This is a genomic window from Reyranella sp., from assembly GCF_052439685.1.
In the GTDB taxonomy this organism is placed as follows: Bacteria; Pseudomonadota; Alphaproteobacteria; order Reyranellales; family Reyranellaceae; genus Reyranella.
Genome location: NZ_JBQVQG010000005.1, coordinates 208,199 through 222,593 on the forward strand (window position 1 = coordinate 208,199; position 14,395 = coordinate 222,593).

General features: G+C 67.6%; 16 protein-coding genes. 10 read left to right on the forward strand and 6 right to left on the reverse strand.

Going from position 1 to position 14,395, the window contains the following annotated elements:
* Positions 1-61: 61 nt before the first annotated feature.
* The 3 genes from ACT6UX_RS09465 to ACT6UX_RS09475 are packed head-to-tail and all read left to right on the forward strand — an operon-like array spanning position 62 to position 2,333.
* Positions 62-1,213 (forward strand): CaiB/BaiF CoA transferase family protein, encoded by a 1,152-nt coding sequence (locus ACT6UX_RS09465; protein WP_444774900.1) that lies wholly within the window; start codon positions 62-64, stop codon positions 1,211-1,213.
* A 24-nt stretch (positions 1,214-1,237) separates the two neighbouring features.
* The gene (locus tag ACT6UX_RS09470) at positions 1,238-1,933 is read left to right on the forward strand and encodes an EI24 domain-containing protein (protein WP_444774901.1); all 696 of its coding nucleotides are present in this window, start codon (positions 1,238-1,240) and stop codon (positions 1,931-1,933) included.
* A 10-nt stretch (positions 1,934-1,943) separates the two neighbouring features.
* Positions 1,944-2,333, forward strand: a complete 390-nt coding sequence (locus tag ACT6UX_RS09475) for a hypothetical protein (protein ID WP_444774902.1) — start codon at positions 1,944-1,946, stop codon at positions 2,331-2,333.
* 5 nt (positions 2,334-2,338) lie between these two features.
* Here the strand turns inward: ACT6UX_RS09475 and ACT6UX_RS09480 are convergent, their stop codons facing one another.
* Positions 2,339-3,829, reverse strand: coding sequence for an alpha/beta fold hydrolase (locus tag ACT6UX_RS09480; RefSeq protein WP_444774903.1), 1,491 nt, complete (start codon positions 3,827-3,829; stop codon positions 2,339-2,341).
* A 120-nt stretch (positions 3,830-3,949) separates the two neighbouring features.
* Here ACT6UX_RS09480 and ACT6UX_RS09485 point away from each other — a divergent pair, with 120 nt between their 5' ends.
* The gene (locus ACT6UX_RS09485; protein WP_444774904.1) at positions 3,950-4,753 is read left to right on the forward strand and encodes a LytTR family DNA-binding domain-containing protein; all 804 of its coding nucleotides are present in this window, start codon (positions 3,950-3,952) and stop codon (positions 4,751-4,753) included.
* A gap of 134 nt (positions 4,754-4,887) precedes the next feature.
* Here the strand turns inward: ACT6UX_RS09485 and gtdA are convergent, their stop codons facing one another.
* Both gtdA and ACT6UX_RS09495 read right to left on the reverse strand, forming a co-directional pair.
* The gene (gene gtdA, locus ACT6UX_RS09490; RefSeq protein ID WP_444774905.1) at positions 4,888-5,931 is read right to left on the reverse strand and encodes a gentisate 1,2-dioxygenase; all 1,044 of its coding nucleotides are present in this window, start codon (positions 5,929-5,931) and stop codon (positions 4,888-4,890) included.
* 7 nt (positions 5,932-5,938) lie between these two features.
* A complete protein-coding gene (locus tag ACT6UX_RS09495) occupies positions 5,939-6,754 on the reverse strand; it encodes a gamma-glutamyl-gamma-aminobutyrate hydrolase family protein (RefSeq protein ID WP_444774906.1) in 816 nt (271 codons plus the stop codon).
* Positions 6,755-6,916: 162 nt separating this feature from the next.
* Between ACT6UX_RS09495 and secB the strand changes: the two genes are divergently transcribed.
* Complete coding sequence (gene secB / locus ACT6UX_RS09500) at positions 6,917-7,438, forward strand: protein-export chaperone SecB (RefSeq protein ID WP_444774907.1); 522 nt, start codon at positions 6,917-6,919, stop codon at positions 7,436-7,438.
* Here the strand turns inward: secB and dnaQ are convergent.
* From dnaQ to ACT6UX_RS09515, 3 genes are all read right to left on the reverse strand, one after another.
* Complete coding sequence (dnaQ, locus tag ACT6UX_RS09505; protein WP_444774908.1) at positions 7,435-8,118, reverse strand: DNA polymerase III subunit epsilon; 684 nt, start codon at positions 8,116-8,118, stop codon at positions 7,435-7,437. The genes secB and dnaQ overlap by 4 nt on opposite strands.
* Before the next feature lie 26 nt (positions 8,119-8,144).
* Positions 8,145-8,807 carry a dephospho-CoA kinase gene (gene coaE, locus ACT6UX_RS09510; RefSeq protein ID WP_444774909.1) on the reverse strand — a complete coding sequence of 221 codons (663 nt, stop codon included), beginning with the start codon at positions 8,805-8,807 and terminating at the stop codon, positions 8,145-8,147.
* Between the two features lie 187 nt (positions 8,808-8,994).
* Positions 8,995-9,972, reverse strand: a complete 978-nt coding sequence (locus ACT6UX_RS09515; RefSeq protein ID WP_444774910.1) for a quinone oxidoreductase family protein — start codon at positions 9,970-9,972, stop codon at positions 8,995-8,997.
* 112 nt (positions 9,973-10,084) lie between these two features.
* On the opposite strand from ACT6UX_RS09515, the gene ACT6UX_RS09520 reads away from it, so the two are divergent.
* Genes ACT6UX_RS09520 through ACT6UX_RS09540 form a run of 5 tightly spaced genes read left to right on the forward strand, consistent with a single transcriptional unit; the run spans position 10,085 to position 14,359 of the window.
* Positions 10,085-11,221, forward strand: a complete 1,137-nt coding sequence (locus ACT6UX_RS09520) for a PQQ-dependent sugar dehydrogenase (RefSeq protein ID WP_444774911.1) — start codon at positions 10,085-10,087, stop codon at positions 11,219-11,221.
* Positions 11,222-11,226: 5 nt separating this feature from the next.
* A complete protein-coding gene (locus ACT6UX_RS09525; RefSeq protein ID WP_444774912.1) occupies positions 11,227-11,826 on the forward strand; it encodes a Maf family protein in 600 nt (199 codons plus the stop codon).
* The gene (locus tag ACT6UX_RS09530) at positions 11,823-12,713 is read left to right on the forward strand and encodes a shikimate dehydrogenase (protein ID WP_444774913.1); all 891 of its coding nucleotides are present in this window, start codon (positions 11,823-11,825) and stop codon (positions 12,711-12,713) included. The genes ACT6UX_RS09525 and ACT6UX_RS09530 overlap by 4 nt, the downstream gene beginning before the upstream one ends.
* Before the next feature lie 3 nt (positions 12,714-12,716).
* Positions 12,717-13,154 carry a PaaI family thioesterase gene (locus ACT6UX_RS09535; RefSeq protein ID WP_444774914.1) on the forward strand — a complete coding sequence of 146 codons (438 nt, stop codon included), beginning with the start codon at positions 12,717-12,719 and terminating at the stop codon, positions 13,152-13,154.
* Positions 13,151-14,359 carry an MFS transporter gene (locus ACT6UX_RS09540; RefSeq protein WP_444774915.1) on the forward strand — a complete coding sequence of 403 codons (1,209 nt, stop codon included), beginning with the start codon at positions 13,151-13,153 and terminating at the stop codon, positions 14,357-14,359. Before ACT6UX_RS09535 ends, ACT6UX_RS09540 begins: the two co-directional genes overlap by 4 nt.
* Positions 14,360-14,395: the final 36 nt, after the last annotated feature.

Below are 14,395 nucleotides of genomic sequence, written 5' to 3' on the forward strand. Positions count from 1 at the left end.
CCGAACCCTTCGGCTACGATCACGGTTCGACAGAAGAACGCTCATTCTGCAGGAGGAAATCATGGCGGGTCCGCTTTCTGGACTGACGATCGTCGAGCTGGCCGGAATCGGTCCGGGACCGATGTGCTCGATGATGCTGGGCGACATGGGGGCCGACGTGATCCGGGTCGATCGCACCAAGGCGCACGTCATGGACCGGTTGGCCGATCCGAAGTTCGCCGTGCACAACAGGAGCCGCCGGTCGGTTTCCGTCGACCTGCAGAGCAAGGAAGGCGTCGAGGTCGTGCTGCGCCTGATCGAAAAGGCCGACGGCATGACCGAGCCGTTCCGCCCCGGCGTCGCCGAGCGTCTGGGCCTCGGCCCGGACGTCTGCCTCGCGCGCAATCCCAAGCTCGTCTACGGCCGCATGACGGGCTGGGGACAGGATGGCCCGCTCGCCAAGGCCGCCGGCCACGACATCAACTACATCGCCCTGACCGGCGCGCTGCATGCGATCGGCGGCAAGGACAAGCCGGTGCCGCCGCTCAACCTGGTGGGCGATTTCGGCGGCGGCGGCATGCTGCTGGCCTTCGGCATGGTGTGCGGCCTGCTCGAGGCCCAGCGCTCCGGCAAGGGCCAGGTGGTCGATGCCGCCATGGTCGACGGCGCGGCCCTGCTGCTGGGTGGGATCTACGGCATGGCCGGAGCCGGTCTGTGGAGCGACGAGCGCGAGGGCAACATGCTCGATGGCGGCGCACACTTCTATGGCACCTACGAGACCCGGGACGGCAAACACGTCTCCATCGGCTCGATCGAGCCGCAATTCTACGCGCTGCTGCTCGAGAAGACGGGCCTGAAGGACGAGCCGCTGCCGTCGCAGATGGATCGCAAGGCCTGGGGCCAGCTCAAGGACCGGCTGGGCACCATCTTCAAGACCAAGACACGCGACGAATGGTGCGCGATCATGGAAGGCACCGACATCTGCTTCGCCCCGGTGCTCAGCATGAAGGAAGCGCCGCACCATCCCCACGCCAAGGCACGCAACGCCTATGTCGACGTCGCCGGCTTCGCGCAGCCGGCCGCCGCGCCGCGCTTCTCGCGCACCAAGGAAGGTGTGAAGGGGCCCGCGGCGAAGCGCGGCCAGCATACCGACGAGATCCTCGGCGAGCGTGGTTTCTCGGCCAAGGAGATCGAGGAACTGAAGGCGTCCGGCGTCGTCGGTCCGCAGGCCTGATCTCGTCAACCTGATGGACACCCCATGATCCGTGCCTTCGAACTGGCGGTGCAGCAGCTCGGCGATCCCAAGCTGCGCGTCATCGTCTGGCAGTCGCTGGCGCTGTCGCTGGTGCTGCAGATCGCGCTGGGCGTGTTGGCCTGGTGGGCGCTGCAGTCCTTTGCGACCTTCCAGTGGTCATGGGTGAACGAGACGATCCGCTGGCTGGGCGGCGGCGCGGTCGCCGTCCTGGCGCTGATGCTGTTCCCGGCGAGCTTTGGCATCGTCATTTCGGTGTTCATGGAGCGGATCGCCGACATCGTCGAGGCGCGGCACTATCCTCATCTCGGCCCGGCGCGTGGCATCCCGCTCTGGACCGGGCTCTGGTCGGGCATCGTGTTCCTGTTCGCGCTGCTCGCCATCAACCTCGTGATGCTGCCCTTCTATGTGGTGGCCCTGTTCGTCGCCGGGCTGGGCGCCGTCCTCTTCTACGGCGTCAACGGCTGGCTGGCGGGCCGGGAATATTACGAGCAGGTTGCCTTGCGCCGGCGCGATCCGGCGGAGGTCAAGGCCTGGCGCAAGGCCAATCTCGGCACCCTCTGGCTCAGCGGTATCCTCATCGTCTTCCTGGGCACAATCCCGATCCTCAACCTGATCGTCCCGGTGCTCGGCATGGCGATGATGGTCCACATCGCCCAAACCCTGAAGCCGCCTCTTAACCGGCCGGTGACGCCGCGTTAGAGTGAAGGCCATGAAATCTGCATTTGGGGCGCTCGCGGCCACCCTTCTGCTGGCCGGGTGCCAGACGGGCGGCTCTCAGGAATACTCGCTGGGGGCCGGCGAGAAGGGCGTCTTCAGTTCGCGCAACGCCGGCTCGCCGATCCCCGCCGATCGCATCAAGGGGCTGGACGAAGCGCAACTGGTCGCGCTGTTCGGCGCCCCGCAGCTCGATCGCAAGGACGGAACGGCCCGCGTGCTGCGCTACAAGTCGGACGCCTGCACCCTCTTCATCTCGATGTATCAGCGCGACGGGCAGCCGTTCCGCGCCGAATTCGCCGACGCCTACGACACCCAGCTCCGCCCGCTGCCGCCCGACCAGTGCGCCGGTTCGGTCGTGGCGCAAAAGAAGCGTGTCGCCTGATGACCTCAGGTCCCGCTCTCGCCTGAGAGCTGCCGCCAGAGAGCGGCGATGGCTGCGCAGGCCCGTTGCTGCGCGATCATGTCGAGATGGCCAAGGCCCGGCACGACCTCCACCGAAATACGCGGATTCAGTTCCCTGAGCAGCGGCGCGTACTGCTCGGCCCGGAACAGTTCGTCATCCGCCCCGACGGCGACGATCATGGGCCGGTCGATGCGAGCAATCTCGCTCCGCCAGTTGCGGCTGAGCTGGAGGCCGGCAGCGAGCCGGAAGGAATAGGCCGGCGTGCGATTCTCGCTCGGCGCCGACGCCGTGGCGAAGCGCACCACGGGAAGTCCCTGGAACCACGGCAGACCGAAGCCATCGAGGATCGTGAGGGCGGCCACGCGCGGCACCGCCACACTCGCCCAGCCGCCGGAGGCCGGTCGCGTGGTGGGTGCATCCTGCGCGATGTAGGGCGAGATCGCGAGATAGGCATCGAAGGCCTGCCGGTTGGCGCCGCTCGCCGTGCGCAAGACGAACCCGCCGCCGGACGAGAAGCCGATCAGCGTCTTGCGGATCCTGGAATCGGTGAGACCGACCGCCTTCACGAAATCCGTGAGATCGTCGTCGAGCTGGTCGCGATACGACGTGTCGCCTTTCGCCGTGCCGCTGCCGCCATGGCCGCGCAGGCTGATCGAATAGACCGTCGCGCCGGCCGCCTGCAGCGCCTGCGCCGACTTGTGCATCGAGATGCTGGCGCTCGACGAGCCGTGGACCAGCACGACGGCGCGGTCGGCCCGTGCCGGATAGACGCGGTAGGCGAGCGGCGCACCGTCGCGCGCCGCCACGCGCTCGACCGGAGGAAGTTCGGCCATGTTCCAGGCCGACATGCCGGGCAGCGAATCGCCCGCCATCAGGCGCGGAAGTTCACCGGGTGTGCTGAAGACGATCGCGCCACCGAACCCCGCCGCGACGACCAGCAGCAGGATCGCGGGCACCGCGCCGAGCCGCTGGACCCAGCGGTTGGACCGTCCGCCCACGCCGCCCAGCCAACCAAGGCCGATCCCCGCCACGAAGCCGCCGACAGCGCCGGCCAGGGCGATCCACAACGGGTCGGCCCGGAGCGCCGGCGCCATCCCGAAGATCACACCCAGCGCATAGCGTGCAGCAAAGATTGAGAGGCCGAAGACCAGCATGAACCAGCCGCCGGCGATCTCCAGCCGTCCATCGTCGAGGTGTCGCACGGTGCGACGGCGGCCCAGCAGGAAGCCCAACGGCAGCGCGACCGCCAATGCCGCCAGCCAGGCGACCAGGGCCAGCGCAGGCTGGGCGGCCTGACCGAGTCCGACGAAGGACAGGACCAGTCCGACGGCCGGCAGCGCCGCCAGCCGCCACAGTGGCAGGGTGCGGGAACGGAGCCCGAGAATTCCCAGCCAGACGACAAGGACCATCAGCGGCCACACCCAGAGCGGGGTGTTCCTGACGATCTGAAGTACGGTTTCGTAAAGTGATGACATTGGGGACCCCGGAGAAGATGGCGTTGCCCTTCACCTTCCCTGCGCTACCGGTCCGGCTCCATCATCGCTTCGCGGAAAGGCTGGTGTTTTTCGCCATCTGCCGTCATTCATCCGTTCACGATGCGCGAATCGCCCTACGTCCGGTCGTTGCCGTATCAGCTTCTGCCGGTCCTCGGCATCGCGCTGGTGCTGGCCGTGCTCGGTCCGTTCGGCACCTACCAGCGCATGGACCTCGTCCAGCGGCTGGCCCATTTCGGCATCATTGGCGCCTTGAGCTGGATCCAGGTGGTCCTTCTGGCCGCCTGGTTCGGGACCATCGAGCCGATCGACCGCTGGCCGGTGGCGGGTCGGATGACCCTGGTCGGGCTGCTGGCGGCGGTCCCCAGCACCTTCGAGGTCATCGCCGTTCATTCCTGGCTGGTGCGACCCATCCCGCTTTCACTCGCACCGCAACTGTATCCCGAGAACGCCTTCCTGACCGTGGTCGTCTCGGTGATGATCGGCCTGTTCGTCGAGCAGCGCCTGCGGGCGAAGGCAGATGCCGAGCGCGAACGCGTCGCCGCCCTGCCGGCGTCCAAACCCGCGTCCAGCCAGCCGGCCCCGGCCCTACCCGATTTCTTCCGCCGCATCCCGCCGGCCCTGGGCCGCGACCTGATCGCGCTGGAGATGGAGGACCACTATCTCCGCATCCACACTGCCCTCGGCAGCGACCTGATACTGATGCGTCTGCGCGATGCGCTGTCAGAGCTAGGGCCTGACCGTGGTCGGCAGGTCCATCGCTCCTGGTGGGTCGCAGAGGGCGCCGTCGCCTCGGTCGACCGCACTCCGGGCCGGCTCGTCCTGATCCTGCGCAACGGCCTGCACGTGCCCGTCAGCAAGACCTACCGGGACAGCGTCAGAGAAGCAGGCTGGCTCGAAAAGTAAAAGACCCGTCGTCTCGACCGGAGCGCCGCAGGCGCGTCGTGGAGAGACCTTGCCTCAGCCAAAAGGCTGCAGATCGTGGAGAAGAGATCTCTCCCCTCCGCGCCTGCGGCGCTCCGGTCGAGATGACGAGAAGACTATTTCCCGCCGCGTTCTTCGCGCCACAGGTCGAGCTTCTCCTGGATCGGGCGATCGGAGAAGGAGAAGAGGACGGCGTCGCTGTCGGCGCGATGCTCGACCCGGGCCCAGCTCGGCACGACGAAATGGTCGCGCTTCTTCCAGCGCATCACCGTGTCGCCGATCCGGCTCTCGCCTTCACCCTCGACGACCGAGAACACCGTGCCGTCGGTGCTGCGATAGGGCGCCGTCGCAAAGCCCTTCGGCAGGAGCTGCATGAAGGTGCCCATGGTGGCGATCGGCGCGCCGCCGTTCGCCGGATTGACGTAGCGCAGCTTGTAGCCGTGGCAGGGATCGGGCGCGCCGGCGCGGGCCAGCCCGTCGAGCGCCTCGCGCGTGCGCGCATAGGGATAATTGAAGATCGGCGAGGTCTGCCGCGACGGCTTCCAGTCCACCGGCAGGAGACCGCTCGCGAACTTCGCGTCGGAGGTGCCCTGCGGCGTCGTCACGACCTGCTCGTCGGTTTCGCCGGTCTCGGCGAAGCCCGCGTTGAACATCGCCACGAGCGGGATGTCGAGCCCGTCCAGCCACACCATCGGCTGCGACGAATCGTTGCCGTGATCGTGCCAGGTCCAGGTCGGCGTGATGACGAAGTCGCCCTCGTGCATGATCGTGCGCTCGCCATCGACCGCCGTGTAGGCGCCCGCGCCTTCGACGATGAAGCGCAGGGCCGACTGGGTATGGCGATGGCTGGGGGCCACCTCGCCCGGCAGGATCAGCTGCAGGCCGGCATAGAGCGTGGGGGTGATGCAGGCGCTGCCCGTCATGGCCGGATTCTCGAGGATCAGCACCCGCCGCACCGCTTCCCTGGCCGTGATCAGGGAGCCCGACTCCATCAGGAACGGCCGCACCTTGTCGTAGTCCCAGTGCGCGGCCTGGTACTTTGGCGCCGGCCGGGGCGGCACGAGCTGGTGCAGCGATTCCCAGAGCGGCGCCATCGAAAGCCCGCCGATGCGCTCGTAGAAGTCGCGCCGCGCGTTGTTTCCCGTGGTCGGCGAGGACACTGAATGCCTATTCGGCGGCGCGCAGCATCGGTGCGGCCCGTGCCGCCATGCGTTCGCGGCAGGCGGCCGCGAAGGCATCGAAGAGCTTCATCGAGACCGGGTTCTCGAGCGCCTTGTATTCGGGATGCCACTGCAGCGCGAGCACGAAGCCCGGTGCGTCGGGCACGCTCAGCGCCTCGACCTGCCCGTCCTCGCAGCAGGTCGCCTCGACCCGTGCGCGGGGCGCCAGGACGTCGACGCCCTGGCCGTGCAGCGAATTCACCTTCACGCGGCGGGTGGCCAGCAGGCTCTGCAGCATCCCGCCCTCGGCGATATCGATGTCGTGTGCCGGCGCGTAGTTCACATCCATGTCGGGCGACTTGGGTGAGCGGTGATCGCGCCGTCCCTCGACCTCGTGCACATGCTGGTGCAGCGAGCCGCCCAGCGCGACATTGACCTCCTGCAGGCCGCGGCAGATTGCGAACAGCGGCACGCCGCGGTCGATCGTGTGCCGGATCAGCGGCAGGGTCGTCGAATCGCGGGCGGGGTCGTGCTGCGTGCCCTCGCGGCTCTCCTTGCCATAGTGATGCGGCTCGACATTGGACGGGCTGCCGGTCAGCAGCACGCCGTCGAGACTGTCGAGCAGCCGGTCCATGGCCTCGATGAATCCGGGTTCGTCGTCGAATTCCGGGCCGATGGCGGGGATCAGGACGGGCAGGCCGCCGACGGCGCGCAGCGCTGCCTGGACATACTTCTCGCCGACCGTGTGATGCCAGCCGCCTCGTCCGTTCTCCTTGAGACAGGCGGAAACACCGATCAGGGGGCGTGAAGAACTGCGAGTCATTGGCTGCCGGGACGTGCAAATAGCGGGAGAGGTATTTTCACCGCTGCCCCGTGTCTTGGCAATCGGCCCGCGCTCGCTCCTGGCCGCTGCTTGTGCAGTGCAGCCCTGCATGGTACCGCCGCGCCGCAGCAAACTTTTGTCCAAGACGATTGGAAGAGCGCCATGACGACCACCCCTCCGCCGTCCGCCCCGCCCGCCGGCACGACTGCCCAGGCCGGCCCCGCCGCCCCCCTTACGATGCACGGCCAGTACATCAAGGATTTCAGCTTCGAGAATCCGCGCGCGCCGCAGAGCCTGATCGAGCAGACGCAGCCGCAGCTCACGCTGAACGTGCAGGTCGCCAATCGTCAGTTCGACGCCAAGACCTTCGAAGTGTCGCTCACCATCGAGGCCTCCGCGCATACGCCGGAGAAAGAGCCGCTGTTCATGCTCGAACTGGTCTATGGCGGCACCGTCACCCTGGGTGAGATCCCGCAGGAGGCTTTCGGCCCGATGCTCTTCATCGAGACGCCGCGCCTGCTCTTCCCGTTCGCGCGCGCCATCGTGGCCAACGCCACGCGCGAGGCGGGCTTTCCGCCGCTCAACATCGCACCGGTCGACTTCGTGGCACTCTACCGCCAGCAGCTCGAGGCCAATGGCGGCCAGGCGCCCGGCATGCCCGCCGGTCCGGTCGGTCACGCCTAAGCGTCGGCCTTCAGCCAGAGAGGATCGCTGATCTTCTTCAGGAACTCGGCATGTGCGACGAGCTCGGCAGGGCTCGCCGCATGCGGCCGGGGCGGCCGGATGGGCCGGCTCTGGTCCATGAGGCCTTGCACACCCGCCGCGACCATCTCTGGCGCCAGACCGAGGTCGCGCTGCCGGCCACCGCTCAGCTCCAGATAGACTTCCGCCAGAAGCTCCGAATCGAGCAGAGCGCCATGCTTTGTGCGCTTGGCGTTGTCGATCCCGAATCGATCGCATAGCGCGTCCAGGCTGGCGCGCTGGCCGGGAAACTTGCGGCGCGCCATCGTGACGGTGTCGATATAATCGTTCGCCAGCTTGGGCTTGCCGACGCGCGCGAGTTCGGCGTTCAGGAAGCCCAGATCGAACTGTGCGTTGTGGATGACGAGCTGGGCATCCCCCAGGAACTCCAGCAGCTCCTCGACCTTGTCAGCGAACAGCGGTTTGTCGGCCAGGAATTCGTCGGAGAGGCCGTGTACTTCCTGCGCCCCGGCCGGCATCGGCATCTCGGGATTCAGATAGAGCTGCAGCGAGCGGCCGGTGGCCACGAGGTTCACCAGCTCGATGCAGCCGATCTCGACCACGCGGTTGCCGGAGAGCGGATCGAGGCCGGTGGTCTCGGTATCGAGGACGACTTCACGCATCCCGCTCTTGTAGCCTGATTGGCCGCCTACTTGCGACGCGCGCGGGCGAGACGGGCTGTGAATTTCTCCCGCCACGGATTGGGCGGCCAGAACTGTCCGCGCAGGCCGCGCAACTCGGCCACGGCCTCGCGAAGGGCGGCCCGCGTCGGTGCGAGGCCCATGCCGGTCGGGATCACGATGCTGGCCTTGCGCCGCTTCAGCGCGTCCGGCACCTGCTGGCGCAGGATGCCTTCGAACTTCTCGGCGGTCATGCCGGGCCGCGCCATGACGCGCCGGCGCTGCAGGAAGGCCGGCGCGCTGACGACGAGAGTGGCGTCGACGCGACGCTCGCCCATCCCCTCGAACAGCAGCGGGATGTCGAGCACGACCAGCGTCTCGCCTGCCAGCGCGGCGCGCCGCAGGAAGGCGCGCTGCATGCGGTGGACGAGCGGATGCACGATCGCCTCCAGTCGCCGCAGCGCTTCCTTGTTGCCGAAGACGCGGGCGCCCAGCGCCTGACGGTCGAGCACGCCCGCGTTCACAACCCCGGGAAACGCCGCCTCGATGCCGGGCAGCGCCGCGCCGCCCGGCGCTTGCAACGCATGGACGGCAGCATCGGCGTCGTACACGGGCACACCCATCTCCCGCAGCATTTTCGCTGCGGTCGATTTTCCCATGCCGATCGAGCCGGTCAGTCCGACGATGACCATTTAGGGTCTTCCCGTTTCACGTTTCCCCCTCACCTCATCCTGAGGAGGCCCGAAGGGCCGTCTCGAAGGATGGGCAACAGACGTGGTGCTCGTGCCCACCCTTCGAGACGCGCTCCTTGCGGAGCGCTCCTCAGGGTGAGGCCATTTTTGAAAGGCCGATGCGACTCTTTCCTGATTGGAGGGACTTTTAGGGGACCAGGACGGTCTGGCCGGTGGTCTTGCGGCTCTCCAGGTCGATATGCGCCTGCGCGGCCTCGGCCAGCGGATAGTGCTGGTCGATCGAAATCTTCACCTTGCCGCTCTTCACCATCTTGAACAGCGACCGGGCGCTGGCCTCGAGGTCGGCGCGCGTGGCGGTGTAGGCGGCGAGGCTGGGACGCGTGACATAGAGCGAGCCCTTGGCGTTGAGGATTCCGATCGGCACCGGCGCGACGGCACCCGAGGCATTGCCGAAGGAGACCATCAGACCGCGCGGCTGCAGGCAGTCGAGCGAGGCCGCCCAGGTGTCCTTGCCGACGCCGTCGAACACCACGGGCACGCCCTTGTTCTTGGTGATCTTCTTCACCTCGGCCACGATGTCCTGCTTGGTATAGTCGATCACCCACTTGTAGCCGTTCTTCTTGGCGAGGGCGGCCTTCTCGGGCGAAGAGGTCGTGCCGATCACCTTGTAGCCGCGCGCCTTGGCCCACTGGCCGAACAGCAGGCCGACACCGCCGGCGGCGGCATGGAACAGGATCGTATCGCCCTTCTTCAGCCACGCCTTGGCGGTCCGGTCGACGAGATACTCGGTCGTCATGCCCTTGAGCATGATGGCAGCAGCCTGCTCGTCGCTCACGCCCGCCGGCACCTTCACCAGCTGGTCGACGCCCATCAGGCGCTCCTGGCAGTAGGCACCCAGCACGCCGCAATAGGCGACGCGGTCGCCCTTCTTGAAACCCTTCACCCGGGCGCCGACCTCGACGATCACGCCGGCGGCCTCACGGCCGACCGCGTTGGGCAGGGGCGTCTGATACAGGCCGGAGCGGGTGTAGACGTCGATGAAGTTCAGGCCGATCGCCGTGTGACGCAGTTTGACCTGGCCGGGACCGGGCTTGCCGACCTCGACGTCCTCGAACTGCATCTTCTCCGGGCCGCCGTTCTCGTGAATCAGAATGGACTTGGACATCTCGAATTTCTCCCCTTGCTGCGGCGACCGAGGAACGTCGCCTGCTTGCGTGCGTCGAGTATAGTGACCGGCTTTTCATGCGCCAGCCCGGCGGCTTTCGACAGGAGAGTTTATGCGCGGGAAGGTCTTTCTCGAACGTCGACAGCTTCTGGTCGGGACCGCTGCCGCGCTGGCCGCTCCCGCCGTGGCGCGCGCCCAGCAGATCCTGCGCAGCAGCAAGGCTTCCTACAGCCTGAGGATGCTCACACTCGATCTCGAACAGCCTTGGGGCATGGCCTTCCTGCCCGACGGCCGCCTGCTGATCACGGAGCGGCCGGGGCGTCTGCGGATCTTCGCCAATGGCCGCCTGGAGCGGGCGCCGGTCGGCGGCCTGCCGAAGGTCTACGCGCGCGGCCAGGGCGGGCTGCTCGACATTTGTCTGCATCCCGACTTCGCCCGGAACGCCCAGCTCTATCTGACGTATTCAGGCGAAGGCGACGGAGGCGCCGCGACGGTGCTGGCGCGGGCCGAGTTCCGAAACAACGCCCTGGTCGGCGTGCAGCGGATCTTCGAGGCCCTGCCCCGCACGTCCGGTGGTCTACATTTCGGCTCGCGTGTCGTCTTCGACCGGGCGGGATTCCTCTACGTGACCTGCGGTGAGCGCTACCAGATGCAGCGCGCGCAGAACCTCGCCGATCTCGGCGGCAAGGTTGTGCGGCTGCGCGACGACGGCACGGTCCCGGCGGACAATCCCTTCGTCGGCCGCGAGGGCGCGCGGCCGGAGATCTTCAGCTATGGCCATCGCAATCCGCAGGGCATGGCGATGCATCCCGGTACCGGCCGCATCTGGCTGGTCGAGCACGGGCCGCGTGGCGGCGACGAACTCAACCTGCTGAAGGCCGGCGCCAACTACGGCTGGCCGCGGGCAACCCATGGCATCGACTATAGCGGTTCGACGATCAGCCAGAACAAGAGCCTGCCCGGGATGGAGGATCCGGTGCGCGTCTGGGTCCCCTCGATCTCGCCGAGCGGTCTCGCCTTCTACACCGGGGATCGCTTCCCCGGCTGGAAGGGCTCGGTCTTCACCGGCGCCCTGTCCGACAACGCGCTGTTCCGCATCGAGCTCGACGGCGACCGCTATGTCGGGGAAGAGCGGTTGCTCGTCGACCTGCTTCCCTATATCCGCGACGTTCGTCAGGGGCCGGACGGCCTCCTCTACATCGTCACCCACACCGACAGTGGGGGACTCTATCGCCTGGAGCCTGCGTAGCGGCCATGCTGATCCTCGCCTCCGCCAGCGTTTCGCGTCGCCAGATGCTGCAGAATGCCGGCCTCGACTTTTCGGTCGAAACGTCCGGCGTCGACGAGGACGAGGTGAAGCTCAGCCTGTCCGCTGAAAAAGCGACGCCACGGGACATCGCGGAGACGCTGGCCGAGCTCAAGGCGCAACGCGTCTCCAAGCGCCATCCCGAGGCGCTGGTGATCGGCGCGGATTCGACGCTGGCCTGCAACGGCCGCCTGTTCGACAAGCCCCCGACGATGGAAGCGGCGCGCAAACAGCTTCAGGCGCTGGCCGGTCAGACCCACGAGCTGCATTCCTCGGTCGTGGTGGCGAGAGGCGGCGTGCGGCTGTGGCATTGCAACGACAGCGCACGGCTCACCATGCGGCCGCTGCCCGATCGGTTCCTCGACGCCTATCTCGCGCGTGCCGGGGAAGTGGTGACCGGTTCGGTCGGCGCCTACCAGCTCGAAGGGGTTGGCGCGCATCTCTTCACCAAGGTCGAAGGCGACTACTTCACCATCCTCGGCCTGCCGCTGTTGCCGCTGCTTTCGTTTCTCGCCGGCCATGGCATCGGACTGGAGACAGCCTCATGAGCGCTTACGACACCCTGCTCGCCGAGGCCGCGGGCCGGCCCTTCGCCGCCATCGTCGGCTGGCCGGTCCAGCATTCGCGCTCGCCCGCGCTGCATGGTTTCTGGCTGAAACAGCATCATGTCGACGGCCATTACGGCCGGCTGCCCGTGAAGCCCGAGCGCGCCGCGCTGGAGGAGCTGGTTGCTTTCCTGAAGAAGACGCCCAACGCGCGCGGCTGCAACCTCACCCTGCCGCACAAGGTCGAGATCCTGCCGCTGCTCGATCGCATCGACCCCGTCGCGCGGCGGATCGGCGCCGTGAACACCATCGTGAAGCAGCCCGACGGCACGCTGGAGGGGCGCAACACCGACGGGTTCGGCTTCCTCGAGGCCCTGAAGTACAACGCACCACACTGGATGCCCGACGCCGGGCCGGTCGCGGTGCTGGGCGCCGGCGGAGCCGCCCGCGCGATCGTCGCGAGCCTGATCGATGTCGGCGTGCCCGAACTGCGGCTGGTCAACCGGACACGCGAGACCGCGATCGATCTGGCCGTCGCGCTTACTCCACCGGGCGGGCAGCGCATCGTGGTCGGCTCGTGGGACGAGCGATCCGAGCTGCTGCAAGGCGCGACCCTGCTGGTCAACACGACGTCCCTCGGGATGATGGATCAGCCCGCTCTCGACATCGACCTGGCGAAACTGCCGCACACCGCGGCGGTCTACGATATCGTCTACGTGCCGCTGGAAACCTACCTGCTGGCCGCCGCCCGTTCCCGCGGCAATCGCTGCATCGACGGATTGGGCATGTTGCTGCACCAGGGCCGCCCCGGCTTCGAGGCGTGGTTCGGGCCCAGGGTCGACGTCTCGGCGGCACAGCGCCATGCAGTCGCCGCCGATCTCGGGGCCTGATCCATGGACGAGAGCAACCCGCCAGCATCCGATCCACCAGCCGGCTACGAGCCGCTGTTCCGCACCAGCCCGTTCCTCGACCATAACGGGCCGTTCTTCTATCGCGAGAACGGCGACGGCACCTTCGTGGTCGGCCTGCGCATCCAGCCCAAGCACGCCAATGCGCGCGGCGTCGCCCATGGCGGCATCCTCATGACCCTGTGCGACATCTCGCTGGGCTATCGCACGACGCGCAGCCAGACGCCCTCGCCGCTGATCGTGACCGCCAGCGTGAAGACCGACTTCGCCGGTTCGGCGAAGATCGGCGACTGGGTCGAGGCCCATGTCGACGTTCAGAAGGTCGGCGGACGGCTGGCCTTCGCCAACTGCTACCTGAAGGTCGGCGAGGAGCGCATCGTTCATGCGAGCGCGGTGTTCGCCAGGACGGGCGACCGCCCTTGAAGCTCGTTCTGACGGCGTTCCTGCCGTTTGCCTTCGGCTATTTCCTGAGCTTCCTGTTCCGCTCGCTCAATGCCGTGGTCGCGCCCGCGCTGCGCAGCGAACTCGGCCTCGACGAGGCCGCCATCGGCGTCGTGACGTCGATGTATCTGGCAGCCTTCACGGTGGCCCAGCTTCCGGCCGGCGTGGCCCTCGATCGCTTCGGTCCGCGCCGCGTGGCGCCCGTCATGCTGCTGGCGACCGCGCTGGGGGCCGTCATCTTCGCGCTCGGCCAGGACGTCGTCATGCTGAGCATCGGCCGCGCCCTGATCGGCCTTGGCCTGTCGGTGGCACTGATGTGCGGCTTCAAGGCCAACGTCCTCTACTGGCCGATCGGCCGCCTGCCGCTGGTCAACGCGGTCATGATGACGTTCGGCGGGCTGGGCGCCGCGATGGCCACACGCCCGGTGCAGTGGCTGCTGGTCGACTTCGACTGGCGGGAGGTCTTCCTGGGTCTCGCCGCGATCACCGTCGCCGTGGCCATCTACCAACTGCTTGCCGCTCCCCGCTACGAACGCGGCGGCAAGGGCCGGCTGGCCGACGAACTGAGCGGTCTGATGGGCGTGCTGCGCACGCCGCTTTTCTGGAAGGCGGGACTGGCGCCGACATTCTCCCTCGGTGTGTGGGTCTGCTATGCGAGCTTCTGGGCCGCAGGCTGGCTGCGCGACGTCGCGCATCTCGATGAGCCCTCGGTCGGCGTCGCGCTGTTCGTGCTCTCGATCGCCATCGTGCCAGGCTATTTCTTCAGCGGCATGATCGTCGACCTGCTGCACCGGCGCGGCATACGCGGCGGCCGGGTGCTGCTGGTCTACGGGATGCTGTTCCTCGCGATCCACGTGCCCATCGCGCTCAATGTCACGGCCGCGCCGAAGCTGCTGTGGTTCGCCTATGTGATGTTCGGCGGCATGTCGGTGGTCTGCTATGCGCTGGTGACGCGCGCCTTCGCGCCTGAGCTGGCCGGCCGGGTCAACACGACGCTGAACCTCATCTGCATGCTGATCGCGTTCGTGGTGCAGGCGGCGATCGGGCCGGCGCTGGCCTGGATGGAGGCCGCGCACGGCCTGTCGCGCCCCGGGGCGCATCAGGTCGTGACGGTCGCCCTGCTGGTGATGCAGGCGTTGATCTGGCTGTGGTTTGCGTCGAGCCGGGAGGCTCGGGATCTGCCTTAGAAAAGCGAAGAGCGCCGACAAGCGGCGCTCTTTTGA